Source organism: Novosphingobium sp. PhB55, assembly GCF_004368805.1.
Lineage (GTDB): Bacteria > Pseudomonadota > Alphaproteobacteria > Sphingomonadales > Sphingomonadaceae > Novosphingobium.
On record NZ_SODQ01000001.1, the window covers coordinates 469,151 to 491,948 of the forward strand.

A 22,798-nucleotide genomic window follows, 5' to 3' on the forward strand; every position below is an offset into this window, starting at 1 on the left:
TTATCGAGGCAGCGGCGCGGAAAGCGGTCAGTACCGCGCCGTGATTTCGATGCCGTACGTGCGCGGCTCGGCCGGGATGAAGGTCGGGTAGCCGAACGACCCGCCGGTGTTGCCCGCATCGAGCAGGTACTTCTTGTCCGTGAGGTTGCGGGCATAGCCGGCGACCTGGAACTTGCCGTCCATGAACGAGACGCCGCCGCGCAGGTTCACCAGCGTGACCGGCCCCTGGCTGATCGCTTCCCTGTTGGGGATCTCGAAGTAGATCTTGCTGCGGTAGGTCACGCTCGGCGTCAGGAACACGTTCACGCTCTGCGTAACCGGCAGGTTGAGGTTGAACCCGGCAGCCCACTGCCACTTCGGCTGAAGACGGAACTGGTCGCCGGCATAGACGCCGTTGGCTGCCTTGTCGTCGATGCCGCCGCTGATGAAGCCGACATTGCCGAAGGCGCTCAGCCAGTCGGTGAAGCGCGCTTCGAGTTCAGCCTCGACGCCCAGGTTGGACGCCGAGCCCGCGCTCTCGGTACGGGCAACGCCGGTCGTCGCGTTGAGCACCGAGACCTGGAAATTGCTGTACTTGTCGTAATAAACGCCCAGCGAACCGGAGAACATGCCCACGGTGCCCTTGATGCCCGCCTCGTAGTTCCAGACCGTCTCGGACTTGATGAGGTCCAGGTCGGCCACCGGACCTGCCGCAGCCGAGAGCTGGACCACCGGCGAGCGGCGTCCCTCCGAAATGGTCGCGTAGAGATTGAGGCCGGGGGTCAGGTGATAGAGCGCGTTGAAGCGTGGAAGGATCGCGGCGTAGGACTTGCGGGCGTAGAAGGTCTGCCCGTCGGTATCCACCAGCGGCAGCAGCGGCTGACCATAGACCGGGGCGTCGGGCTGATTGGCGGAATAGCCCGAACGGCGCTTCTCGATCAGCACGCGCGCGCCGGCGGTCAGTTCCAGTGCGGGCGCTGGCTTCCAGGTGACATCGCCGAACATCGACCAGGACTGGTTTCGGCCCTCATTCTTGTACCAGCTGGAATAGGGCACTGCGGTGAAGGCGCCGCCGGTGAGCAACGAGGTGGCGCGCCCGGCATTGACGGTGTTGTCGGCAGCGACGCAGCCCAGGCCCGGGATCAGGTTGGCGCTGCACTGAAGGTAAGTGCCCAGCTCCGAAGACAGCGGCACGTACTGCGAGCTGTCCTCGATGAAGTAGTTCCAGCCGAACGAGGCGCGCCACTGGTCGTCGCTATACGTGAAGCGGCCCTCGTGGCTCGCCTGCCAGCCCTTGGCGCGCTCCGCGAATTCGAGATACCAGGCGGCCGAACCGTCGGCATCGAAGACTTCCAGCGCATCGAAATGGCGGTAGCCGTTGACCGTGGTGAAGTTCCAGCCGTCCGAGAAATCCCAGCTCAGGGTGAGGTTGCCGTCATAGACGTCGCGGTTCAGCCCGAGCTTGTCGGCACCCAGCACTTCGCCGGAGAGCGGCGAGCCGCCGAGATAGGCCGCGTCGTAAAGGCCGTTCACCGAAGTCGAGCCGAGGTTCTTCGACAGGAACGGCGTGCCCGAATTGCGCTGGCGGTCGTAAGTGAACGTCAGGTCCGCGGTAAAGTCGGTAGTGGGCGTGTAGCGAAGCGAACCGCGCAGGCCGAGCTGGTCCTGCGCATAGAGATCGTCCTGGCCGGGTGCGAGGTTCTCGATATAGCCGTCGCGCTTCTTCCACTGGCCGGCGATGCGCGCCGCGATGACGTCGTTGCCCGCGTTTACGAAGCCTTCGACGCGGTAGGCATTCAGGTTGCCGTAGGCGCCCGTCAGGGATGCCGAGGTTCCGGCTTGCGGCTTGGCCGAAACGAAGCTGATCGCGCCGATCGTCGCGGCCGTGCCGAACAGGGTCGCCTGCGGCCCCTTCACGACTTCGACGCGGTCGAGATCGTAGATGCCCTGGTAAGCGCCGCGCGAACGCGAGATGTCGATGCCGTTGTAGTACAGGGTGACGCGCGGCCCCTGCTGGGCCGAGCCGCTGTCGGAGGTGATGCCGCGGATCACGAAGCCGGGGTTGTTGGCGCTCTGCACCTGCACATTGAGGCCGGGAACGTAGTTTGACAGTTCGCCGATGTCCGTGACGCCCAGTTCGCGCATGCGCTCTCCGGTCTGGACGGAAAGCGTGATGGGAACATCGACGGCGCGCTGCTCGATCTTCTGGGAGGTGACGATGATGGCATTGGGGTCTTCGCCTGCGGCCACGTCGGCCTCGGCTGCGTAAACGGTTGCAGGAACGCCGGCCAGGGCCGTGCCCGCGAGAAGAGTTGCCACGCAAGTGCCGAATTTCATTGCCGTTTCCCCTGAGATCAATTGCCTTACGGCTCGGCGGGGTACGCGCGGCAGATGAAGGTTGGATGGCGGTCTGATGACGGTTTGATGCCGCCCGGCCGGGTCGGTCCCTGCGGTCAGGAACGGCGGCGACAGGCCGTGCCGGTCAGCCGCCAGGCGGCCATGGCGCCGTAGACAAGGCTCAGCACCACGAGGCCCGCAAGCTGCGGCAGAACCTGCCCGAGGCTGGCGCCCATCTCATTGAGGCGCAGGAAGGCTTGCGCACCGGATGTCGCGGGCGAGAGGTGGGCCAGCCCCGCCACCCAGCGGGGCATGGCGGAAAGCGGCCAGGCCGCGCCGGCCAGGAAAAACAGGATGATCGAGCTGGGGATCAACACTTGCAAGGCGCGGTCGGCGCTGTCGAACAGGCTGCCGAGCAGCAGGCCCAGGGCAGAAACGGCCGCGGCGAAGAGCGGTACGGCCATGAGCAGAGCGGCCGGGTTGCCCGCTCTCGGAACGTCCTGGTACCAGAATATCCAACCGAAATAGAACAGCGCCGCCAGGCAGCCGATCAGGCTCAGCGCGCACCAGGTGCCGAGAAAGCCTTGCGGCGAGAGCGGGGGTGCCCGGCCTTCGCGCATTTCGGCGGCCATGCCCGCTGCGAGCATGGCCGTGCCGAACAGCAGGGTCTGCTGGAGGATGATCGCGGCCACGGCCGGGAAGACGTAGTCCGCATAGCCTTCGCGGGTGTTGAACAGCGGCCGCTCGACCACGGCGACCGGCGCGCGCAAGTGCAGCCCTTGCGCCAGAGGTCCAAGGCGCTCGGCAGCCACGGCCAGCGCCGCGGCCTGGATAGCCCCGCCTATGTCCTTCGCGCGGATCAGGTACGTGCCGTTGACCCATATGCCGATGCCGCCGCCCCCGGCGCTGCCCGGTGCGCCGGTCAGCAGGCTGCGGGTAAGGCCGTGCGGCAGCAGGAGTATCCCGTCCGCCTCGCGGCGGCGCACGCGCTGCTCAGCCTCGTGAATCGAGAGCGCCTCTCCCGCCACGCGGACTTCCCGCATGTCGGACAGCTTGCGCACCAAGGCGCGGGTCAGCGTGCTGCGCTCCTGGTCCACGACCACCACCGGAAGCTGGCGCGCGGTCTGGTGGGCATAAGGCGCGGGGTAGTAGAAACCGTATAGAACCACCGCGAGAACCACGATCGAGGCCAGCGCGAACGTCGATAGCACCGCGCGGAAGACGGAGACGAAGCCCTGCGCGAATGTCACGCCGCCTGCTCCGGCTTGCGCAGCAGCAGCAGACAAAGGCCCAGCGGCACGACGAGATAGAGCGACAGCACGCCGATCTGCGGAAGCGCCAGCGAAACCGGCGCGCCCAGGAACTGGTCCATCTGCAGGCGCAAGTAATGGGTGAAAGGCAGCGCCTGGCTCCAGCCCCGCGCGAAGACGGATCCCCCGCCCAGCGGCAGCGTCCCGCCCGAATAGGCCAGCGCCGATCCGGCGTAGAGCGCCGTCGCCGAAAAGGCGAAGCTGGGCTTGCGCACGCCAATCACCAGCAAGGCGGAGAGCGCCGCCGTCCCGGCGATGAGCAGGGCCTGCGCGGCCAGGGTCAGCAGCAGGCTGCCGTTCATCGTCCAGCCGCGAACGCCTACCAGCCAGATCATCCAGACCAGCCCCCAGATCGAGAGCACCCCGACATAGGGCGTGAGCTTGCCCAGCAGCGCCGGGAGCCCTCCGCCGGTCTCCGCTTTCCACTGTGCCAGCGAACGGCCCTGCAACTCGCGCCCCATGGCCATCACGGCGACGCAGCCGGCAAGAAGGTGCAGCACGGCGGGCTGGATCAGCGCCTGAAGATACCATTCGAAGCTGGTCTGGGGATTGAACAGGACGGTCGCCTGGACCACGGGTGGTCGAATTCGGATCGCCGGCAGCCCCCTCGCCCGCGCTGCGTCGAGCCCGCGCTCAGCCAGGACCGCGCCGACGGCCGAGCGGATGCCGGATTCCGCGCTTGCGCCGATGGTCAGGAAAGAGGCGTTGTAGAAGATCTGGATGGCCGGCGTGGTCTGCCGCTCCAGCCCCTCGCTCACCCCGCGCGGGATCAGCAGGATGGCCCAGACCCGCCCGGCCCGTGCAGAGCGCTCAGCCAGGGCGCAAGTCTCCGGCCGCTCGGCAATGGTTACCGCGGGGCTTGCGCTCACGGCCCGGACGATGGCGCGACTGAGGGTGCCGTTGTCCTCGTCCACCACGGCAACGGGCAAGGCGCGGGGGACGCCCGCGATCAGCATGGCCGCCACGATCAGGATCGCCAGGGCCGGAAACAGCGTGAGCATTCCCAGGTCCCAGCGATCGCGGCGCAGATGCGCCAGTTCGCGGCGCAGGGCAGCACGATAGCCGGGGCTGGGAGTGCTCATTGCGGCCAGTCGAACAACACGCTCATGCCCGGACGCAGACCCTTGATCGCTTCGCCCGGACGCAGGCGGATCTCGAAGCTGCGCACGTCGAAGCCGGAGGACTGGCGCGTCGCCCGCCATGTCGCGAAATCGCCCTGCGGGCTGATGTAAATGACGCGGAACCGCGCCTTGCGGTTTTCCAGGGCCGGAATGCGGCCCATCAGCTCCTGACCCTTCTGCAGCGAATTGAACTGATTTTCCCGCAAGTTGAGCGCGACCCAGGGATGGGCGGTGTTGATGATCTGGAACACCGGAACTGCCGGACCGACGATCTCGCCGGGCTCGGCCAACCGCCGTGTCACTTCGCCGCCGATGGGGGCGATCAGCGTCTTTTCCGCGCCCAGCGCATCGGCAATCGAAACCCCCGCCTTCGCCACTTGCACTTGCGCCTGGGCGGCGGCCTTTTCCTCGGCACGGGCGCCGGACTGCGCCTTCACATATTGCAACCTTGCCGCCTCGGCCTGCCGGGCGCTGGCATCGCGCGCGGCGCGGGCTTCGTCCCGGCGCTGCGCGGCGATCACGCCTTCCGCATAGAGGTTGTCCGCCCGGCGCGCGGTGACGGCGGCAAGATCGGCCCCGGCCTGCGCCGCCTGCCAGACGGCGCGCAGCGATTCCACATCCTCCTTGCGCGCGCCATTGTCGGCAAGATCGCGCATGGCTTCCGCCCCGGCGAGCACGCCTTGCGCCTGCTGCCTTCCCGCGTCGATCTCCGGACTGGACAGGATCGCGAGCACGGTGCCGGCGGTCACCGTGGCGCCCTCTTCCGCCAGGAGCCGGTCGACCCGCGCCAGCGCCTTGGTCGCGACATTGATCTCGTCCGCATCGACCATGCCCTGCAACTGGTCCGGCGCGGGCCGTGCCGCGATCCACAGGCCTGCCAGGAGCACGGCGGCCAGCAGGACCAGCCCTGCCACCAGCAGGCGAAAACGGTCGCGCCCTTCCGGTCCCGCATCGGCTTCTCCTGCCGGAAGGATCGATGGCGCGTCGCTTTCGCTCATGGGGCGGTGATCCTGTCCGGTCGGAGGAGGTAATCGCGGAAGCTGTCCCCGCGATTGCTGGCGACCAGCAGAGCGGAAAGCGACACGACATATTCGTAAGCGGAGGCAATGCGCTGGGTCTGCGCCAGGGAGAGAGCGTTGCGCGCATCGATAAGCTGGCTCGCGGTATCCTCCCCCTCGCGGAAGCCGATCTCGTGGACGCGCAGGTTCTCTTCGGCGGCCTTCATGTTGCTGTCCAGCAGCAGGAACGATCGGCGCGCGGTCTCCACCAGGTTATAGGCGCGGCTGGTCTCGATCTCGATGGTCTTGCGCATGTCGCGCGCCGCATTCTCCGCCGCACTCTGGCGCGCGTTCGCTGCATCGAGCGTGTCGCGCCGGTCTATGTTGGACAGCAGGGTGAAGCGCAGGCCCAGGCCGACGATCCAGTCCGGGTCGACCGGAATCGCATCGCTGCGGTTGAAATTGTACGATCCGAACGCGAAAGCCTGAGGCCGCATCCGCGACTTGGCCAGGTCCACGCCCGAATCCGCCAGATGGCGCGTCGCCTGTGCCGCGCGCATCTGGGGCTGGCCCGGCCCGGTGGCGGTAGCGAGGAAATCGTCGAGCGGCTCCAGGCCGCTGCCGTTGACGAACAGCGGCGTCGTCGGCCGAACGCCGCCGCTCGCATCGAGAAGCCGGGCCAGCGAATCCGAGGCATTGTGTTCTTCCATCGCCGCGCGTTCCAGCGCGCGCTGCGCCGCATCGCGCGCCACCTGCACTTCCAGCACGCGGGACCGGGGGATCACCCCCTCCCGGAACAGGGCCTGGGCATTGCCGAGGTGCTTGTCGAAAGCGTCGCGAGTGCCCGTGGCGGAGGCCAGCAGCGCCGCGGCCAGTTGCTGGCCGAAATAGCTCTGTACCAGCCGGACCTGCGAGAGATCCTGCGCGCCCGCCTGCCTGGCACGCGCCAGCTCCGCCCCGGCCTCGGCGCCGTGCTGGATCGCCGGGATCGCACCGCCCGAGTAAAGCGGCATGACCGCCGTGACATTGGGCCGGATCACCGTCTGCCGCGCGCGAAAGTCCAGTTCATCCGGAAGCTGCGAGAGCAGGCCCGGCAGCGCCTCGCTCACACGTCCCGTCACTTGCTGGACGATCCCCGAGAACTCCGGCGGAAATTCGCCGGGCAGCCCTTCGAGGAACTGGCCCGCGGCATTGCTGAAGCTGTCCTTCTGCCCGGTCAGGTCCACCGAGAGCGATTTCTGATAGGAGATCACCGAAACCGAGCCCGAGACGACCGGCCGATTCAGCGCCTTGAGGGCATGGGCGGTGGACTCTGCCGCGCTCAATTCGTCGGAGGCAGCGCCCAGCGCGGAAGATACCCGGTCCAGCCGCTGGCGCGCGGCATCGAAAGAAAGCGTTTCCGCGGCGCCGTCGTCCTGAACAGCCTCTTTACCACCCACCTGGGCGAAAGCAGTTATGGGTCCGGCGAGCAGGATCGCAAAGATGCCGGCCCAGCCAATTACAATTCCATTTCGAAAATCGCTGCCAGCAATCATGGTTCACCAGAAATGGGACACTCAGGAATTTACATATTTCCCCTTGAACGAAAAGCTATTTCGATCAATGTTTCGCTCGTGTTCGGGATCAATCGAATCGCGGTAAATCGCGATGTGAAAGAGGTATCCGCGTCATCACCACTTCCTGACAGATGCCGGCATTTCGACATTGATTTGGCGCCTGCCAGATCAGAACGGTCGGTTTATTCCGTCATATTTCGGATCACGACTCAAAAAGCACGCTCGATCCGCGATTATTCCTGGTTTTACATTTTTCCGAAGCACGAACTCAACGAACAGGTCGCCAAGAACATAAAGCATGCTGCGTCCCCGGTTGCAGCACACTCATCACCGGATCGGCTGGATCACGCGATTGAGGAGCTTTTCAGATGGTATCACGTTCGAGCCTGAGACTGGCGATGCGCGCGCTTTTGGTGCGCGAAGACTTCGAAGATGTTTCCGCCGCAGGACGCGCTCTTGGCGCGCTCGTCGATGAACTGGAGCGACGCGAGATCGAGGTGATCGTGTCCGACGACGTCGAGGACGCCGTTGCCATCGCCGCCACCGACCCTTCGATCCAGTGCCTGCTGCTCGATTGGGAACTCGGCTTCACCGAGGACCACGTCGATGCACACCGCGTGCTCGACGCCATGCGCGGGTTCAATGCCGCGGTACCGATCTTCCTCGTCGCCAATCGTAGCGCGGCATCGCAGATTCCCGTCGATGCCATGACCAAGGCGGACGACTTCATCTGGCTGCTGGAGGACACGGCGGACTTCATCGGCGGCCGCATCCGCGCCGCGATCGAGCGCTATCGCTCCACCGTCTTGCCGCCGATGTTCGGCGCGCTGGTGAAGTTCGCGCAGACTTACGAATATTCGTGGCACACCCCCGGCCATACCGGCGGCACCGCCTTCCTCACCTCACCCGCCGGCCGCGCGTTCTTCGAGTTCTTCGGGGAAAGCCTGTTCCGGTCGGACCTGTCGATCTCGGTCGGCGATCTGGGTTCGCTGCTCGATCACTCCGGCCCGATCGGTGCGGGTGAGCGCTATGCGGCGGGCGTCTTCGGCGCGGATCGCACTTATTACGTCACCAACGGCTCCTCCACATCGAACCGCGTGATCCTGATGGCCTCGGTCACGCGCGATCAGGTCGCGCTGTGTGATCGCAACTGCCACAAGTCGGTCGAACACGCGATGACGCTTTCGGGCGCGATTCCGTGCTACCTGATGCCTACGCGCAATGCGCTGGGCATCATCGGCCCGATCCCGCCCGAACATCTGACGCCTGCGCATCTGCGCCTGCTGGTGGCGGACAATCCACTGGCGCCCGAAGGGGCCAAGCCGGTCCACGCCGTCATCACCAACTCGACTTACGACGGCCTTTGCTACAACGTCGCTCGCGTAGAGGAACTGCTGGGCGACACCGTGGACCGCCTGCACTTCGACGAGGCGTGGTACGGCTATGCCCGCTTCAACCCGATCTACCGCGAACGCTTCGGCATGCACGGCGATCCGGAAACGCGCGACAAGTCCAAGCCTACCGTCTTCGCCACGCAATCGACGCACAAGCTGCTGGCGGCGCTCTCGCAAGCCTCGATGATCCACGTGCGCGACGGGCGCAATCCGATCGACCATGCGCGCTTCAACGAGGCGTTCATGATGCATGCCTCCACCTCGCCCTGCTATCCGATCATCGCCTCCAACGACGTATCCGCCGCGATGATGGACTCCTCGGGCGAGCATCTGACCGATGTGTCCATCCGCGAAGCAGTGGCCTTCCGCCAGATGGTCGCCCGCCTCAATGCCGAAAGCGCAGACGACAACGCCTGGTTCTTCGACATCTGGCAGCCGGACGAAGTCCACGACGCGCGCGGCCGCACGGTGCCCTTCCATGAATGCGACCCCGAGCATCTCGCCACCGATCCCACCTGCTGGCAACTGCTGCCCAATGCCGCATGGCACGGCTTCGGAGAGATCGAGCCGGGCTACTGCATGCTCGATCCGATCAAGGTTTCGGTGCTCACGCCCGGCATGGATCCGGACGGCAGCTTGCGCGCGGTGGGCATTCCCGCCAGCATCCTCACCTCCTACCTCGGCGCGCGCGGGATCGTGGTGGAAAAAACCACCGACTTCACCGTGCTGTTCCTGTTCTCGCTGGGCGTGACCAAGGGCAAGTGGGGCACGTTAATCAACGCCCTGCTGGACTTCCGCAAGGACTACGACGCCAACATCTCGCTGGAGCGCACGATCCCCTCGCTGGTGGCCGACTATCCGGAGCGCTATTCCGGCATGGGCCTGCGCGAACTGGCGGACCTGATGTTCGCGGCGATGGGCGACCTCAAGACCACCGCCACGATGTCCGAAGCCTTCGGCATCCTGCCCAAGCCCGACATGAGCCCGGTCTCCGCCTACGAGGAACTGGTGCGCGGCAATATCGAGAAAGTCACGCTGGACGATCTGGCCGGGCGCACCCTCGCCACCGGCATCGTGCCTTATCCCCCGGGCATCCCGCTGCTGATGCCGGGCGAGAATGCCGGCCCCGCCAAGGGCGCGCTGATCGGATATCTGCGGGCGCTGGAGCTATACGACCTGCGCTTCCCCGGCTTCGGGCACGATACCCACGGCGTGGAAGTGGAGGACGGGGTCTACAACGTCCTGGTCGTCAAGAAATCCTGAGGGGAGACCGGTGATGGCAACAACTGGGGCAACAGCAGCGGCCGACGACAGCGGCAAGATCGGACTCGTTCCCGCCACCCTGATGGTGGCGGGCAACATGATGGGATCGGGCGTGTTCATGCTGCCCGCCAACCTTTCGGCCATCGGCTCGATCGCACTGATCGGCTGGCTCTTGACCGTGGTGGGCGCGGTGGCGCTGGCGCTGGTCTTCGCCAAGCTTTCCGCCATCGATCCGGCAGCGGGCGGGCCTTATGCCTTTGCCCGCAAGGCTTACGGCGACTACATGGGATACCAGACCAACCTGATCTACTGGCTGGCCAACGTCGTAGGCAACGTGGCGCTGGCCGTCGCGGGTCTGGGCTATCTCTCCCACTTCTTCCCCGCGCTGAAAGTGCCGATCGTGATGGCCTTCGGGTCCATCGCGATCATCTGGTTCTTCGCCTATGCCAATATCCTGGGCCCCAAAGTGGTGGGACGGCTGCAGAGCTTCACCACGATCTTCGCGCTGGTGCCGATCTTCGGCATGGCGCTGTTCGGCTGGTTCTGGTTCAAGCCGGAGATCTTCTCCTCCGCCTGGAATGTCTCCGGCCAGTCCAGCCCGAACGCGGTGATGGCCACGCTGACCTTCACGCTCTGGGCCTTCATCGGCGTGGAAAGCGCCTCGGTCTCGGCAGGCGTCGTCGCCAATCCCTCGCGCAATGTGCCGATCGCGACGGTGGGCGGGGTGGTGCTGGCCTCGGTGGCTTATGTGCTCAGCTCCTCGGTCATCATGGGCATGATCCCCAACAAGGAACTGATCGCTTCTTCCGCGCCCTTTGCCGACGCCGCGCGCCTGGCACTGGGCGACTTCGCGGGCAGCACCGTGGCGCTCTGCGCGGCGGTGGGCTGCCTCGGCTCGCTGGCGGGATGGACCCTGCTGGTCGGCCAGTCGGCCAAGGCGGCGGCGGACGACGGGCTGTTCCCCGGCATCTTCGCCAAGGTCAACAAGCGCGGCGTGCCCTCGCTCGGCCTCGTCATCGTGGCCGTCATCATGAGCGTGCAAGTGCTCGCCACGATGTCGCCCACGGCCAGCCAGCAGTTCGGCAAGATCGCCTCGATCGCCGTCATCATGACGCTGCTGCCCTACATCTATTCGTGCATCGCGATTAAGGTGCTGGGCTACGGCAAGATGCCGCACGGCCAGTACACTTTCTTCGTGGCGGCGGGTCTGGCAGGCGCGATCTATTGCATGATCGCGCTGGTCGGTTCGGACGGCGAGCAGACCCGCTGGTCGCTGATCTTCGTGATCGCCACCATCGTGTTCTACTCCGCATCGATCACCCGCAAGCGCGATCTGGATGAAAAGCACATCCACCCCGGCGGCAAGGCCCCGATCTGGGTGCGCTATCTGGCGCTTGGGGTCACGATCGTTGCCCTTGTCGTGATGTTCTGGCTATCGGTCGGCCGCCACGACGACCTCGACCTCCGTTCACGCGAACAGGCGCCGGCAGAGGCCGGGGAAACCGCGCAGCAGATGGCGCCGTCCGGCGTCCAATAGGGAAACGACAAGACGATGCACTGGCGGGAAATGCGCGAAGATGACGTGGCCCACGTGGCGGACGTGGCGGACATGGTCCACCTCGACTACCCCGAGAATCCGCAAGTCTTCGCCGCCTGCTTCCGGCATTACCCTTCCGGCTGCCACGTGCTGGAAGGGGATGACGGCAAGGTCGCCGGCTACCTCGTCTCGCACCCCGGCCGGCAGGACCGCCCGCCGGTACTGGACACGCCGATGACCGGCCTGGCCGAGCCGTTCGACTGCTACTTCCTGCACGACCTTGCCCTTGGCGCCTCCACGCGCGGGCGGGGTTTTGCGGGCGGCGCCGTGCGGATCGCGCTGGACGAAGCCAAGGCGCGCGGACTCAGCCGCGTGGTGCTGATCGCCGTCGGGGACGCCCACGGCTTCTGGGAAAAGCAGGGCTTCGAACTGCTCGGCGACGGGCTGCTCGATCCGGCCAAGGGCTACGGCCCCGAAGCGAGGATGCTCGTGCGCCATATCTGAAGGGGGATATGCATGGCCCACTCTTCCGGCCGGAGCCTCGCTCTGGCCTGCGCGGCAGCCTCGGCGGCCGTCGCTCTTCCTGCGAAGGCGCAGGATAGCGACGTTGCCGCGCTGCGCGGCGAAGTGGCTGACCTGAAGGCCACGGTCGATGCCCTGAAGGCCGAGATCGCGGCGATGAAGCAGGATCGAAACGCCGGTGCGGCGCAGATCGCCGAAGCACCTTCCACCACCTCCGCAACCGACCAGGGCGCCGGCGCCGTCCATATCGCTGAAACGGGCAGGACGCCCCCGGCCCCGCCGCAGACCCCCGAAGCACCGCGCTCCGCTCCTTCAGGCGCGCGCGTGGCAAGCGGGGCCAGCAGCCTCGGCGTGATGCCCTCCCCCCTGCCCGGCCGCGAAACCATCGGCGACCGCATCACCGGTGCCTCCCGCCCGGACAACGAAAGCCCGCCGAACGACCCTGAGCTAAAGGGCTTCATCCCGATCCCCGGCACTGAGACCGCCGTGCGTATCGGCGGTTTCGCCAAAGTCGATCTCATCTACGACCCCCGCTTCGTGGGGGACCGGGACCAGTTTGCCGTGCCCTCCATCCCCTTCGTCAACAAGGCCCGCAACCGCGCGGATGTCAGCGCCCGCGCCACGCGCTTCAGCCTTGAGATCCGCCGCCCGTCCACGCTCGGCAACTTGCGGTTCTACGTCGAGAACGACTTCTACGGCGATGGCACCGATTACAGCTTCCACCTCAATCACGCCTATGGGCAAGTGGGCAACACTTACGGCGGCTACGGATATTCCGCGCTGGTAGACGCCGATGCGCTGCCCGACACGCTCGACAACTGGGGCCCCGGCGGCGCGATCTTCGTGCGCCAGGCCTCGGTTCGCCAGTCGTTCAAGGTGGCACGAGGCACTCACCTCACGCTCTCTCTGGAGCAACCCGATACCGACCTCTCGCTGGCCGACGACCAGACCAGTGCCGAGACGATGCCCGATGTCGTCCTTGTCGGGCGCTACGAAGGCGCCAGCGGACATCTGCAACTCGGCGGGGTGGTGCGCCGCATCGGCTATCGCACCGACAACGGCGGCGCCAGGGACAATGCCATGGGCTTTGCGCTATCCGCCTCCGGCTCGCTGTCACTGGACGATGCCAATGCCTTTTCCGCAGCGGGGCTCTGGGGCAGAGGCGCAGCGCATTACGTCAACGACATCGGCGGCCTGGGCCTCGACGCCGCGCTGCGAACCGACGGCAGCCTCCGCCTGATCGAGCAGGCGGGCGGCTACGGCGCCTATACCCACAACTGGTCCACCGCCCTGCGGACCAGTATCGTCGCCGGCATCCTGGGCGTGAGCGACGGGGGACTGCTGCCCGACGATGCCTTTTCCGAATCCCGCTACGGCGCGCTCAACCTGATCTGGTCGCCGGTCGCTTCTTTCTCGGTGGGTATCGAGGGACTCTATGGCCGACTGAAGCGGCAGGACGGCAGCGCGCGTGACGCCAGCCGCATTCAGGCCAGCGTGAAGTACGACTTCGTGCGATAAAATAATTTCAAGCAAAATCTTGGGAACTTAAAATTCCTCTAGCAGCACCATATGTAGAACAACTTATTTTTCGACGCTGTGGAATCAGAAAACGCGCATAGTCTCGATTAAATACCCCCCTTCCTCATCGTTAACTAAATTTCATGACGTGTTCACAAGTTGGACACTCCCATTCTGCTTGTTCCATTGCGGTGAAAATTCTGTAATTGCACGGGCAATCTCTCCGATATTGATCGTATTCGGAGGTATTGGTCGAAAAAATTCCGCTCCCTTCGCGGTGCGGGTCGCAAACCCTGGTCCGGGGGCGTTCGGACCCAGTCGAGAGCCACTCTCGCCTGTCGGAGAACCAGAGTGTGAAGAGGGACGCTAATATGACTCAGTTGATCGGTGAACTTGGCTCGAAACTCGAAAAACTCGAGGAATTGGGCGCTTTCGTGGCTGCGGCCCATCTCCAGGCCGCCATCGACGCGCTGCGCGGTCAGCACAAATCCGAGCAAATTCGCTCCAAACCGGACTAGCCTGCGCAAGACGGACTTGCCCTGCTGTGGTTAACATTGGACCAGTTCGCGAATACTATTACCGTTTCAACCAGTTCCACCGAATTTGGCACTGCTGGAATCAATCCATCGCGGACACCTGTAGTAACAGCCGCGAACACGATCGTATTCCATCGGGAGATGGTAGTGCGATGTGCTTGCGGCCAGGCGCTGGTGGCACTGGTTTATGGAGAAGACCGATCAGTTGATGCGCAATCGGGCGAAGGCCATTCGTCTGATCGGCATCGCCAATGAACTTCTGGCCATGGCGCGCGAACTCGAAATCGGAGCAAGCGCCGCCACGGACATCATGGGCATCGGCATCCCCATCGAAACGCGGGAGACGACCAAAACGGCCAGCCAGGACCACCCCGTATGGGTGGAACTGGCGCGCCAGACTTACGAAGACCGTCGGCGCCGCAGCAAGATCTTCCAGTCGGAAGAGCTTTTCGGCGAACCGGCCTGGGACATCCTCCTGGACCTTTTCATCGCCGCCAAGGAACGTAGGCGCGTATCGGTCACCAGTGCATGCATCGGCTCGGCCGTGCCTTCGACAACGGCGCTGCGCTGGATCACCATTCTCGAAAAACAGAGCCTTCTCGTCCGCGAAGCCGATCCCGGCGACGCGCGGCGGGTCTACGTGAAACTGAGCGCGCGGGGCTATGCCGCGATGCTCGAGTACTTCGCCTCCGCATCCCGATCCGTGGTGCTGCTAGATGATCCCCGCCCCGGGATCCTGGCAGCCTTATAACAGATGCCTGCAACCAACCCGTTCCGCCCCACAGGGGGTTAGCCAGGCACAAGGATGGGATATGCGGCGGTGACCGGGTGGTCGATTTCTCCTGACGGAAATCGGCCACCCGGCTTTCTCCGGCCAGACCCGGCATTCCCGGGCAGCAGAACCGCAACGAAAAGGGCCCGGTCCCCATACGGAGGCCGGGCCCTTTTTCATGTTGCGAGGCTGGCCCGGCCGGATATTCCCGCCGGGCCGGCCTCGTCGTTCCGTCAGCGCGAAAGACGGCCGAAGGCCGAGGCACCGGCGTAACGCGCCGCCTTGCCCAGTTCTTCCTCGATACGGATGAGCTGGTTGTACTTGGCAAGCCGGTCCGAACGCGCGAGCGAGCCGGTCTTGATCTGGCCGCAGTTGGTGGCGACGGCGAGGTCGGCGATGGTCGCATCCTCGGTCTCGCCCGAACGGTGCGACATGACGGCGGTATAACCGTTGCCCTGCGCGATCGAGACGGCTTCCAGCGTTTCCGTCAGCGTGCCGATCTGGTTGACCTTCACCAGGAGCGAGTTGGCCAGGCCCTTGTCGATGCCCATGGTCAGGCGCTTGGGATTGGTGACGAAAAGATCGTCGCCAACCAGCTGGACCTTGTGGCCGATCTTGTCGGTCAGGGCCTTCCAGCCTTCGAAATCGTCCTCACCCATGCCGTCTTCGATCGAGATGATCGGATAGGCTTCGGTCAGGTCGGCCAGGTAATCGGCAAAGGCCACCGGAGTCAGGCTCAGGCCCTCGCCGCTGATCTCGTACTTGCCGTTCTTGAAGAACTCGGTCGAGGCGCAGTCGAGCGCGAGCTGGATTTCCGAACCCGCCTTGAAGCCGGCCTTTTCGATCGAGGCCATGATGAAGTCCAGCGCGTCGCGGGTGCTGGCAAGGTTCGGCGCGAAGCCGCCTTCGTCGCCCACCGCGGTGGCCAGGCCCTTCTCGTGCAGGCCCTTCTTCAGGGTGTGGAAGATTTCCGAACCCCAGCGCACCGCTTCGGCGATCGAATCGGCGCCGACGGGCATGATCATGAATTCCTGGAAATCGATCGGGTTATCGGCATGTTCGCCGCCGTTGATGATGTTCATCATCGGCACCGGCAGGACATGCGCGGAAACGCCGCCGACGTAGGAATAGAGCGGCAGGCCGCGCGCATTGGCAGCCGCCTTGGCGACGGCAAGGCTGACGCCGAGAATGGAGTTGGCGCCGAGGCGGCCCTTGTTCTCCGTGCCATCAAGCTCGATCATGCACAGGTCGAGATCCCGCTGGTCTTCGGCATCCATGCCGACCAGCTCTTCGGCGATCTCGCCATTGACCGCGTCCACGGCCTTCAACACACCCTTGCCCAGATAGCGCGACGTATCGCCGTCACGCAGTTCGACGGCCTCGTGCGCGCCGGTCGAAGCACCCGAAGGAACTGCTGCACGACCGAAGCTGCCATCTTCGAGAAGAACATCGACTTCGACAGTGGGATTGCCGCGGCTGTCGAGAATTTCGCGGCCGTGGATATCGATAATCGCGGTCATAACGGGATATTCCTCCTGCAAGGCGCCCCCTGAGACGCTTGGGCGCACTCTCGTCCGGCGTCTTAGCAGGGGAACTACGCCTGACAAGTTGCGTTGCCATTTCGACGACAAGTTGTGTTACTCATGCCGCATATCGCTCAAGACACCGAGCAGCCTCGAAATGAATACGGCGCAACGGGAAGCAAGGAAGGAATTCGCAATGTCCGAGACCACCACGAGCACCGGAAACGGCACTGACGACGCCAAGAGCCATTTCACCAAGGCCGTCGAAGAAGCGAAGGCCGGCGTTCAGGCCATGGCCGACGGTTGCCATGAGAAGTTCAGCCAGACCAAGGGCGAATTGTCGAGCGAAGCCAAGGTCCGTTCGGAAGATGCCAAGGCCAAGGCCAGCGCCTTTGCCGACGACGCCAAGGTCAAGGCCGCCGATTTCGCGAACCAGAGCAAGGCCAAGGCCAGCCAGGCCATCGTCGGGCTGTCGAAGATGATCGACGACAATGCCGGCCTGATCGACGAGAAGGCAGGCGCGAAGTACGGCGACTATGCCCGCACCGCGTCCAAGTCCCTTGCCGATACCGCGACCAAGCTCGACGAGAAGTCGATCGATGAACTTGGCGAGGAAGCCAAGGAATTCGTGCGCAGGAGCCCGGTCGCAGCGGTCGGCATGGCGGTGGCAGCCGGCTATCTCTTCGCCCGTCTGTTCAAGAGCGGCAAGTAAGCGCTTATCGTTCGCACGACGATGCTGGACACCCAAGCCAACCTCGCCCCTCCCCTTCAGGAGGGCGAGGACCTTTCCCTGATTGAAGACGTGCGCCTGCTGCTGGGCGAAGCGCGAACGTTCGCGCAGGCGGAAGTCACGTACCAGAAAACGCGGGCCGCCTATCTCGGCGCCGAGACGAAATCCATCGCCGTTCTCGGCGTCGGTGCCGCCATCTTCGTGTTCTTCGCTCTCATGGCCCTCGTTCTCGGCGCGGTCATCGCCGTCGGCACACTGATCGGGCCATGGCTGGCCATGGTCGCGGTACCCATGGCGATCCTGTTGGTTGCCCTGTTCATGGGGCTTTCCGCGCGGGGCCGGGTGAAGCGAATGATGGCGATCCTGAAGGAAAAGGAAGGTTCGGAATGAGCGCCCTCGCCCGGCAACTGGAAGTCGACCGTTCTGCCAGGGACACCGCGAAGGCCGTGTTCGATGCCCGTTACGGCGCGCTCAAGGCCGATTTCGAAGTGCGCGGTCTGGCCGGTCGCATCATCGACGAGGCTGTCGAACAGGCGGCCGACATGTTCGACGAGGCGGTCACCGTCGTTGAAGAGCATCCCGTCGCGATTGGCGGAACCTTCACTGCCCTGGTGCTTTGGCTTCTGCGTAACCCGATCATGGCCGGGATCGATCGACTGTTCGGTTCCGGCAGACACCCGAAGGAGTCCGACGGTGAGCAAGACTGAAACGACCACCCCTACCCTACCCGCAACCTCAGCCAGCGATTCCAATCCCGGCAAGGTCGTGGCGCTCAAGGCCGCCAAGGCTGAGCAACGCCCCTCGGAAAAGGTGGTGGCGTTCGTGAAGAGCCATCCGGTTCTGGTGGTGGCGGGCGGATTGGCGGCGGGGGCGCTCGTCAGCGCACTGCTGCCGCGCCGCATGACCCGTGGCGTCCTGTCGCGCGGGGCGCACCTGGCCGAAGCGGCCGGCGCTGCCACTGCCCTGCTGGGCAAGGAAGCTGCCGAGAAGGCACACGATCTGAGCGCAAGTGCGCGCAAGAAGGCCGGCCTGGTAGCCGACAGCGCCGAGAAGAACGGCGAACTCGCCGCTGAGCGACTTGAAAAATATGGCATGGCAGCGCTGGCTGCTGCAAGTGCCCTTGGCCGCGCGTCGGCAAAGCGGGCAAGCGAAGCCGGCGAAGTGGCCGCGCGCCAGGCGCACAAAATCAGTCATTCGGCCAGCGAAACCGCCACTTCCGGCAGTCACCGCATTGCCGAGATCTTTAGCGGACTGACCCAGCGCCTGCCGCATTGACCCGCTCTTTTCGTTATTGAGAAGCAGTATCGCTTATGAGAGCGGATCGCCGGTGCGATCCGCTCTTGCCCTGTAACCTGGCAAAACGTATGGGGTCCGCATCTCTCTTCCCACTCACGAAAGCGGTCCCATGCAGAAGCTTCACCTTGTGATGGGCGGCCGGGTCACAGATCCCCGCAGCCTTGAATTCGCCGATCTCAATGAACTCGATCTGGTCGGCGTCTACCCGGACTATGCCTCGGCAGAAGACGCCTGGCGTTCGTCCGCCCAGCGCACGGTCGACGATGCGGAAATGAAGTATGTGATCGTGCACCTGCACCGTCTGCTTCAGCCCGACCAGCCGGAAGCCTGACGAGCGGCAAGCCCTCACGGGGGCTTCACCCGCAAGTCGCGGATAACGAAAAAGGCCGGCATTTCTGCCGGCCTTTTCTTTTGTCTGCAAAACGGAAGATCGGCGCTCAGACGAACTCGATCTTCTGCACCAGGTAGAACTTGTCGCCCGCCGGAACGGTGACTTCCACTTCTTCCTCGACCCTGCGACCGATCAGAGCCTTGCCCAGCGGCGAGTTGTAGCTGATGCGACCGACGCGGGCATCGGCTTCATAAGGGCCGACGATCTGGTAGCGCACCGGCTTGTCGTCTTCATCGAGCAGCGTCACGGTCGCGCCGAAGATGATCTTGTCGCTCGAAAGCGTGGCCGGATCGACGATCTGGGCGCGCGTGATCTTGTCTTCCAGATCCGCAATCGTCGCTTCGACCTGGCCCTGACGCTCCTTGGCGGCATGATATTCGGCATTTTCCGAAAGATCGCCGTGCGCGCGCGCTTCCTCGATCGCGTCAACGATCCGGGGGCGCTCTTCGCGCAGCGCCTTGATCTCGGCGGTAAGCTTCTCATACCCTTCCGCGAGCATGGGGAGCTTTTCGATACTGGCCATCAAACACTTCCTTCCTGCTGCCTCCCCGCTCCGCGAAACCAGTCAGGTGAGACTAGTTTCCTGTCCCGTCCCTCAGGGTTTTCCCGGGGACTGGGCCGATCTGCAGCGATGTGGGGAGGCTAGATCGATTTCAGCTATAATAATCCTGCAACGAACGCACTTCAAGCTGGCTCCCGCGCTGTGCAGAAATTGCCTGTGCAGCAGCGACACTGGCAGCCGCTGTCGTGAAGTACGGCACCTTGCCCGTCAGCGCCGAAGCGCGGATCGATTGCGAATCCTTCAGGCTCTGCCAGCCCTCGGTGGTGTTGAAGATCAGCGCGATATCGCCATCGACGATCTTGTCGACGATGTGCGGACGACCTTCCGCCACCTTGTTCACCAGTTCCACCGGCAGACCGGCTTCGCTCAGGTACTTGTGGGTGCCTGAGGTGGCGACGATGCGGAAGCCTTCCTTCACCAGCGATTGTACCGCAGGCAGGATCACCGCCTTGTCGCTGTCCTTCACCGAGACGAACACCGTGCCGCTATCGGGCAGGCGCATGCCGGCGCCGAGCTGGGCCTTGAGGAACGCGGTCGGGAAGTCGGCATCGATGCCCATGACTTCGCCGGTCGACTTCATTTCAGGGCTCAGCACCGGATCGACGCCGGGGAAGCGCGCGAAGGGGAACACCGCTTCCTTGACCGCCATGTAAGGCAGATCGCGCTTGAAGGGCGGGAAATCGGCCAGCTTTTCGCCCGCCATCACGCGGCTGGCGATCTTGGCGACCGGCTGACCGAGTGCCTTGGCAACGAAGGGCACCGTGCGCGAGGCGCGCGGGTTCACTTCGATGAGGTAAACCTCACCGTCCTTCACTGCGAACTGGATGTTCATCAGACCGCGCACGCTGAGGCCGAAGGCCAGCGCTTCGGCCTGACGCTCCATCTCGGCGATGATCTCGGCGGGGAGGCTGTAAGGCGGCAGCGAGCAGGCGCTGTCGCCGGAATGGATGCCCGCTTCCTCGATGTGCTGCATGACGCCGGCCACGACGACCTGATCGCCGTCGCAAAGCGCGTCGACGTCGCATTCGATGGCATCGCGCAGATACTGGTCGATCAGCACCGGGCTGTCGCCCGAAACCTGCACGGCCGTGGTGATGTAGTCGTCAAGCTGCTGCTCGCTGTCGACGATTTCCATCGCGCGGCCGCCGAGCACGTAGCTGGGACGCATCAGCACCGGATAGCCGATGCGGTTGGCGACGTTCACCGCTTCATCGCGGCTGCGGGCGATGCCGTTGGCCGGCTGCTTCAGGCCCAGCTTGTCGACCAGCGCGGAGAAGCGCTCGCGGTCTTCGGCAAGGTCGATCGCGTCCGGCGAGGTGCCGAGGATCGGGATACCCGCGTCCTCAAGCGCCTGCGCCAGCTTGAGCGGGGTCTGGCCGCCGAACTGCACCAGCACGCCGACCAGTTCGCCGTTCTGCTGTTCCACCCGCAGGATTTCCAGCACGTCTTCGGCGGTCAGCGGCTCGAAGTAGAGGCGGTCGGAAGTGTCGTAGTCGGTCGATACGGTTTCCGGGTTGCAGTTGACCATGATGGTCTCGTAGCCGACTTCGGCAAGCGCGAAGCAGGCGTGGACGCAGCAGTAGTCGAACTCGATGCCCTGGCCGATGCGGTTGGGACCGCCGCCGAGGATCACGATCTTCCGGCGATCCGACGGGTTCGCCTCGTTCTCCGGCTCACCGAAGATCGGCGCTTCGTAGGTCGAATACATGTAGGGCGTGACCGCCTCGAACTCGGCCGCGCAGGAGTCGATGCGCTTGAACACCGGGTGGACGCCCAGCTTCTCGCGCAGCTTGCGCACTTCGTCCTCGCTGGTGGCGCCGGCCATGGCGCGCAGCGCGTCGTGCACGAGGCCCGAACTCTTCGCCTGGGTTTCGCCCATGCCGCCGGCCACGCCGACGGAGCGCACGGCGAGCGTGGCAAGGCGCTTGTCCGAGAAGCCCATGGCCTTGACGCGGCGCAGACCCTGCGCATCGATCGGCAGGCCATGCTTCATGATCTGCGCCTCTTCGGCGACGATCTCTTCGATGTGGCGCAGGAACCACTTGTCGTAATGCGCGATGGCGTGGATCTCGTCGACCGAGAAGCCTTCGCGGAACGCCTGAGCCGCCACCAGCAGACGGTCCGGCGTCGCCTTGGAGAGCGCGGCGGTGATCACGTCACGCCCGGCGCCTTCCAGCTCGACCACGCGGTTGAATCCGTCGAGACCGGTTTCGAGGCCGCGCAGGGCCTTCTGCATCGATTCCTTGATGTTGCGGCCGATCGCCATGACTTCGCCGACCGACTTCATCGCGGTGGTCAGGTCGTTCTTGGCGCCCTTGAACTTCTCGAAAGCGAAGCGCGGGATCTTGGTGACGACGTAGTCGATGGTCGGCTCGAACGCGGCCGGCGTGGCGCCGGTGATCTCGTTCATGATCTCGTCGAGCGTGAAGCCCACGGCCAGCTTCGCCGCGACGCGCGCGATCGGGAAGCCGGTGGCCTTCGAAGCCAGCGCGGACGAACGCGAGACGCGCGGGTTCATCTCGATGACGATCAGGCGGCCATCCTTCGGGTTGACCGCGAACTGCACGTTCGAACCGCCGGTCTCGACGCCGATCTCGCGCAGCACCTCGATCGAGGCGTTGCGCATGATCTGGTATTCCTTGTCGGTCAGCGTCAGCGCCGGGGCGACGGTGATCGAGTCGCCGGTGTGGACGCCCATCGGATCGACGTTCTCGATCGAGCAGATGATGATGCAGTTGTCGTGCTTGTCGCGCACGACTTCCATCTCATACTCCTTCCAGCCGAGCAGCGATTCCTCGATCAGCACTTCGGTGGTGGGAGAGGCATCGAGGCCCGAGCGGACGATCGCCTCGAACTCGGCCTTGTTGTAAGCGATGCCGCCGCCGGTGCCGCCCATGGTGAAGCTGGGGCGGATGATCGAAGGCAGGCCGGTGGTTTCCAGCACCGCGAACGCTTCGTCCAGAGTATGGGCCACACCCGAACGGGCCGAGTTCAGCCCGATCTTGTCCATCGCGTCGCGGAAGCGCTGGCGATCCTCGGCCTTGTCGATGGCGTCGGCGTCAGCGCCGATCATCTGCACGCCGAACTTCTCCAGCGTGCCGTCGTTGAACAGCGCCAGCGCGCAGTTCAGCGCGGTCTGGCCGCCCATCGTCGGGAGCACCGCATCCGGGCGCTCCTTCTCGATGATCTTGGCGACCACTTCCGGGGTGATCGGCTCGACATAAGTGGCGTCGGCCATGTCCGGATCGGTCATGATCGTCGCCGGGTTGGAGTTCACCAGGACGACCCGGTAGCCCTCTTCCTTGAGCGCCTTGATCGCCTGGGTCCCCGAATAGTCGAATTCGCAGGCCTGGCCGATGATGATCGGGCCGGCGCCGATGACGAGGATCGAGGAGATGTCTGTGCGCTTGGGCATGGGCTGTCCTGGGGTGTCCTGTGTGTCTTGTATGTCGG

Annotated in this window: 20 protein-coding genes; 12 read left to right on the top strand and 8 right to left on the bottom strand. The window is 64.7% G+C overall.

Going from position 1 to position 22,798, the window contains the following annotated elements; all coding sequences use genetic code 11:
- Nucleotides 1-27: 27 nt before the first annotated feature.
- From EDF57_RS02235 to EDF57_RS02255, 5 genes are all read right to left on the bottom strand, one after another.
- A complete protein-coding gene (locus EDF57_RS02235) occupies nt 28-2,316 on the bottom strand; it encodes a TonB-dependent receptor (RefSeq protein WP_134092938.1) in 2,289 nt (762 codons plus the stop codon).
- Nucleotides 2,317-2,432: 116 nt separating this feature from the next.
- Nucleotides 2,433-3,566: an ABC transporter permease gene (locus tag EDF57_RS02240; protein WP_134092939.1), complete on the bottom strand. Its 1,134-nt coding sequence runs from the start codon at nt 3,564-3,566 to the stop codon at nt 2,433-2,435.
- On the bottom strand, nt 3,563-4,708 hold the full coding sequence (locus EDF57_RS02245) for an ABC transporter permease (protein ID WP_166675161.1): 1,146 nt from the start codon (nt 4,706-4,708) through the stop codon (nt 3,563-3,565). Before EDF57_RS02245 ends, EDF57_RS02240 begins: the two co-directional genes overlap by 4 nt.
- On the bottom strand, nt 4,705-5,745 hold the full coding sequence (locus EDF57_RS02250) for an efflux RND transporter periplasmic adaptor subunit (RefSeq protein ID WP_134092941.1): 1,041 nt from the start codon (nt 5,743-5,745) through the stop codon (nt 4,705-4,707). The genes EDF57_RS02245 and EDF57_RS02250 overlap by 4 nt, the downstream gene beginning before the upstream one ends.
- Nucleotides 5,742-7,070: a TolC family protein gene (locus tag EDF57_RS02255; protein WP_243840834.1), complete on the bottom strand. Its 1,329-nt coding sequence runs from the start codon at nt 7,068-7,070 to the stop codon at nt 5,742-5,744. The genes EDF57_RS02250 and EDF57_RS02255 overlap by 4 nt, the downstream gene beginning before the upstream one ends.
- On the opposite strand from EDF57_RS02255, the gene EDF57_RS25920 reads away from it, so the two are divergent.
- From EDF57_RS25920 to EDF57_RS02280, 7 genes are all read left to right on the top strand, one after another.
- A complete protein-coding gene (locus tag EDF57_RS25920) occupies nt 7,044-7,691 on the top strand; it encodes a hypothetical protein (protein ID WP_243840835.1) in 648 nt (215 codons plus the stop codon). The genes EDF57_RS02255 and EDF57_RS25920 overlap by 27 nt on opposite strands.
- Complete coding sequence (locus tag EDF57_RS02260; protein WP_134092943.1) at nt 7,670-9,958, top strand: Orn/Lys/Arg decarboxylase N-terminal domain-containing protein; 2,289 nt, start codon at nt 7,670-7,672, stop codon at nt 9,956-9,958. The genes EDF57_RS25920 and EDF57_RS02260 overlap by 22 nt, the downstream gene beginning before the upstream one ends.
- A 13-nt stretch (nt 9,959-9,971) precedes the next feature.
- Nucleotides 9,972-11,495, top strand: coding sequence for an arginine/agmatine antiporter (gene adiC / locus EDF57_RS02265; RefSeq protein WP_134092944.1), 1,524 nt, complete (start codon nt 9,972-9,974; stop codon nt 11,493-11,495).
- Between the two features lie 15 nt (nt 11,496-11,510).
- Nucleotides 11,511-11,999 (top strand): GNAT family N-acetyltransferase, encoded by a 489-nt coding sequence (locus EDF57_RS02270; RefSeq protein ID WP_132262880.1) that lies wholly within the window; start codon nt 11,511-11,513, stop codon nt 11,997-11,999.
- Nucleotides 12,000-12,011: 12 nt separating this feature from the next.
- Nucleotides 12,012-13,535, top strand: coding sequence for a DcaP family trimeric outer membrane transporter (locus tag EDF57_RS02275; protein ID WP_134092945.1), 1,524 nt, complete (start codon nt 12,012-12,014; stop codon nt 13,533-13,535).
- Nucleotides 13,536-13,906: 371 nt separating this feature from the next.
- Complete coding sequence (locus EDF57_RS25360; protein ID WP_165921328.1) at nt 13,907-14,053, top strand: hypothetical protein; 147 nt, start codon at nt 13,907-13,909, stop codon at nt 14,051-14,053.
- A 205-nt stretch (nt 14,054-14,258) separates the two neighbouring features.
- Nucleotides 14,259-14,822 carry a MarR family transcriptional regulator gene (locus tag EDF57_RS02280; RefSeq protein ID WP_132262883.1) on the top strand — a complete coding sequence of 188 codons (564 nt, stop codon included), beginning with the start codon at nt 14,259-14,261 and terminating at the stop codon, nt 14,820-14,822.
- Nucleotides 14,823-15,076: 254 nt separating this feature from the next.
- On the opposite strand, the gene eno is transcribed toward EDF57_RS02280, so the two are convergent.
- On the bottom strand, nt 15,077-16,363 hold the full coding sequence (gene eno / locus EDF57_RS02285) for a phosphopyruvate hydratase (protein ID WP_132262885.1): 1,287 nt from the start codon (nt 16,361-16,363) through the stop codon (nt 15,077-15,079).
- Between the two features lie 199 nt (nt 16,364-16,562).
- Between eno and EDF57_RS02290 the strand changes: the two genes are divergently transcribed.
- From EDF57_RS02290 to EDF57_RS02310, 5 genes are all read left to right on the top strand, one after another.
- Nucleotides 16,563-17,078, top strand: a complete 516-nt coding sequence (locus EDF57_RS02290) for a hypothetical protein (RefSeq protein ID WP_134092946.1) — start codon at nt 16,563-16,565, stop codon at nt 17,076-17,078.
- A 21-nt stretch (nt 17,079-17,099) separates the two neighbouring features.
- On the top strand, nt 17,100-17,486 hold the full coding sequence (locus EDF57_RS02295; protein ID WP_134092947.1) for a phage holin family protein: 387 nt from the start codon (nt 17,100-17,102) through the stop codon (nt 17,484-17,486).
- On the top strand, nt 17,483-17,803 hold the full coding sequence (locus tag EDF57_RS02300) for a hypothetical protein (protein ID WP_132262891.1): 321 nt from the start codon (nt 17,483-17,485) through the stop codon (nt 17,801-17,803). Before EDF57_RS02295 ends, EDF57_RS02300 begins: the two co-directional genes overlap by 4 nt.
- Nucleotides 17,790-18,371 (top strand): hypothetical protein, encoded by a 582-nt coding sequence (locus tag EDF57_RS02305; RefSeq protein WP_243840836.1) that lies wholly within the window; start codon nt 17,790-17,792, stop codon nt 18,369-18,371. The genes EDF57_RS02300 and EDF57_RS02305 overlap by 14 nt, the downstream gene beginning before the upstream one ends.
- 130 nt (nt 18,372-18,501) lie before the next feature.
- Nucleotides 18,502-18,723: a DUF4170 domain-containing protein gene (locus EDF57_RS02310; protein WP_132262892.1), complete on the top strand. Its 222-nt coding sequence runs from the start codon at nt 18,502-18,504 to the stop codon at nt 18,721-18,723.
- Nucleotides 18,724-18,829: 106 nt separating this feature from the next.
- On the opposite strand, the gene greA is transcribed toward EDF57_RS02310, so the two are convergent.
- Both greA and carB read right to left on the bottom strand, forming a co-directional pair.
- Nucleotides 18,830-19,306, bottom strand: coding sequence for a transcription elongation factor GreA (gene greA, locus EDF57_RS02315; RefSeq protein WP_132262894.1), 477 nt, complete (start codon nt 19,304-19,306; stop codon nt 18,830-18,832).
- Nucleotides 19,307-19,436: 130 nt separating this feature from the next.
- Nucleotides 19,437-22,760 (bottom strand): carbamoyl-phosphate synthase large subunit, encoded by a 3,324-nt coding sequence (carB, locus tag EDF57_RS02320; protein WP_132262896.1) that lies wholly within the window; start codon nt 22,758-22,760, stop codon nt 19,437-19,439.
- Between the last annotated feature and the right edge of the window lie 38 nt (nt 22,761-22,798).